This window comes from Thauera sp. WH-1, from assembly GCF_047806685.1.
Lineage (GTDB): Bacteria > Pseudomonadota > Gammaproteobacteria > Burkholderiales > Rhodocyclaceae > Thauera.
In genome coordinates this window covers 1-2,924 of sequence record NZ_JBLQGP010000055.1, presented here as the reverse complement: position 1 = coordinate 2,924, position 2,924 = coordinate 1, and the positions used below count along the sequence as shown (strand labels likewise).

Below are 2,924 nucleotides of genomic sequence, written 5' to 3'. Positions count from 1 at the left end.
CACCTGACCTGGGACGACACCCCCTTCGCGCGCGGCGCCGGCACCTTCTTCGAGATCGCCGGCTGCTATCGCCGCTATCACTGCCCGCAGTCGCGCACGGTCTACCTCGGCACCCCGCCGCAGCACTTCATCGAGGCCGAGAAGGCCGTCGTCGAAGGCATCCAGGCCGGCCTCGACGCCGCCCGGCCCGGCAACACCTGCTCCCACATCGCCAACGCCTTTTTCGGCGTGCTCAAGCGCTACGGCATCGAAAAGAGCAGCCGCTGCGGCTACCCCATCGGCGCCAGCTACCCGCCCGACTGGGGCGAGCGGACCATGAGCCTGCGCCCCACCGACGACACCGTGCTGCAGCCCGGCATGACCTTCCACTTCATGCCCGGCCTGTGGCAGGACGACTGGGGCCTCGAGATCACCGAGAGCATCCTCATCACCGACACCGGCGTCGAGACCTTCTGCAACACGCCCAGAAAACTGTTCGTCAAGGATTGAGCACCATGAGACCGTCTCCCATCAGCCCGACCATCGATCTCGATGCCGAAGGCGTGCAGCACGGCTTCCTGAAGCTGCCCTACTCGCGCGACGACGCGGCCTGGGGCGCGGTGATGATCCCGATCACCATGATCCGCAACGGCCAGGGTCCGACCGCCTTGCTGACCGGCGCCAACCATGGCGACGAGTACGAGGGCGCGATCGCCCTCGCCAAGCTCGCCAACACGCTGCGTGCCGAAGAGGTGAGCGGCTGCGTGATCATCGTGCCGTTCATGAACTACCCGGCCTTTCGCGCCGGCACGCGGACCTCGCCGATCGATCGCGGCAACCTGAACCGGACCTTTCCGGGCAAGCCCGACGGCACGGTCACCGAGAAGATCGCCGACTACGTGCAGCGCCACCTGTTGCCGCGCGCCGACTTCGTGCTCGACATCCATTCGGGCGGGCGGACGCTCGACTTCCTGCCCTTTGCCGCGATCCACGTGCTCGACGACAAGGCGCAGCAGGCGCGCTGCAGCGCGGCGATGCAGGCCTTCAACGCCCCGTACTCGATGACCCTGCTCGAACTCGACGCGGTCGGCATGTTCGACACCGCCGCCGAGGCCGCCGGCAAGGTCTTCGTGTCCACCGAGCTGGGCGGCGGCGGCAGCGCCACCGCACGCAGCGTCGCCGTGGCCGACCGTGGCGTGCGCCAGTTCCTGATCCACTGCGGCATCTGCCGCGGCGAGCTGGAGCAGCGCCCCACGGTCCGCCTCGACATGCCCGATGGCGACTGCTACGTGACCAGTCTGCACGACGGCCTGCTCGAGATGTGCCGCGATCTCGGCGACACGGTGAAGAAGGGCGAGTTGATCGCCCGTGTGCACGATGTCCGCCGCACCGGCACGGCGCCGGTGGACTACCACGCCCGGCGCGACGGTCTGCTGGCTGCGCGCCACTTTCCCGGCCTGATCGGCTGCGGCGACACCCTTGCCGTCGTGGCCGAGATCGTCGACTGAGGCCGGCCCCGCCCCACCCCCCCATGGACACACTGCCGCACACGCGGCCCGGGAAGTCATTCCCAACTTGAGAGGAGTAACAGCAATGAGCGATTTCAACACTTCGAGCACCGCCGCCGTCTGGGCCGGCGAGGAGAACCTGTTCGCCGAGGGCGCGATCTGCCTGCCCGTCTTCAACTCGGTGACCTTCGGCTACGACGACATGGGCGAATGGTTCGACGTCGCCCTCGGCCGCAAGAAGGGTCACATCTACTCGCGCAACACCAACCCCACGGTGCGCCCGCTGGAAGAAAAGATCCGCATCATGGACGGCGGCGAGGAGGCGACCAGCTTCTCGACCGGCATGGCGGCAATCAGCAACACCCTGTTCACCCTGCTCGCCCCGGGTGAGCGGGTGGTCGCGGTGAAGGACACCTACGGCGGCTCGAACAAGATCTTCATCGAGTTCCTGCCGCGCATGCAGGTCGACGTCTGCCTGTGCGACACCTCCGACTTCGACGCCATCGAGCGCGAGGTCGCCAAGGGCTGCAAGGTGCTCTACCTGGAGACGCCGACCAACCCGACCCTGAAGATCGTCGACATCGAGCGCCTGGCCAAGGCCGCTCACGCCGTTGGCGCCGTCGTCGTCGTCGACAACACCTTCGCCACCCCGATCAACCAGCGCCCGCTGACCCTGGGCGCCGACGTCGTCGTCTATAGCGCCACCAAGTACCTCAACGGTCACTCCGACGTCATGGGCGGGCTCGCCGTCGGGCGCAAGGACCTGATCGACCGCATCTTCCACTATCGCGAGATCACCGGTGCCACGCTGCACCCGCACTCGGCCTACATGATCCTGCGTGGCATGAAGACCCTCGAGCTGCGCATCAAGCGTCACAACGAGAACGGCATGCGCGTGGCCACCTGGCTGTCGCAGCACCCGAAGGTCGACAAGGTCTTCTACCCCGGCCTCGAGACGCACCCCAACCACGACATCGCCCGGAAGCAGATGACCGGCTTCGGCGGCATGCTGAGCTTCTCGCTCAAGGGCGGCTTCGACAAGGTCGTGACCGTGCTCGAGAACCTGAAGTACGCCCACAAGGCCGCCAGTCTGGGCTCGGTCGGCACCCTCGTCGGCCCGCCGCGCACCACCAGCCACGTCGAGCTCTCCGAGCAGGAGCGGGCCAATGCCGGCATTCCCGAGAGCCTCATCCGCTACTCGGCCGGCATCGAGGACGGCGACGACCTGATCGCCGACCTCGAGCAGGCGCTGGCCAAGGCCTGACCCGCCTCGCTGTCAAACCTCAACACATCGCAGCGCCCTTCGGGGCGCTGCGCGCTCCAGGAGCCCCCTATGAATCTGATCGAAGTAAAGGTGCCCGACATCGGCGATTTCGATTCGGTGCCGGTGATCGAGCTGTTCGTCAAGGTCGGCGACAGCATCCAGGTGGACGATGC

Annotated in this window: 4 protein-coding genes; all 4 read left to right on the top strand. The window is 67.0% G+C overall.

What is annotated here, in order from left to right; all coding sequences use genetic code 11:
- On the top strand, positions 1–489 hold a 489-nt coding region (locus tag ACMV5O_RS21205), incomplete at its 5' end, for a M24 family metallopeptidase (protein WP_416165295.1).
- A gap of 5 nt (positions 490–494) precedes the next feature.
- Complete coding sequence (gene doeB / locus ACMV5O_RS21200; RefSeq protein WP_416165294.1) at positions 495–1,487, top strand: N(2)-acetyl-L-2,4-diaminobutanoate deacetylase DoeB; 993 nt, start codon at positions 495–497, stop codon at positions 1,485–1,487.
- A gap of 85 nt (positions 1,488–1,572) precedes the next feature.
- On the top strand, positions 1,573–2,751 hold the full coding sequence (locus tag ACMV5O_RS21195) for a cystathionine gamma-synthase family protein (RefSeq protein WP_416165293.1): 1,179 nt from the start codon (positions 1,573–1,575) through the stop codon (positions 2,749–2,751).
- 69 nt (positions 2,752–2,820) lie between these two features.
- Positions 2,821–2,924 (top strand): biotin/lipoyl-containing protein (locus ACMV5O_RS21190; protein ID WP_416165296.1); only part of this gene is annotated, 104 nt, incomplete at its 3' end.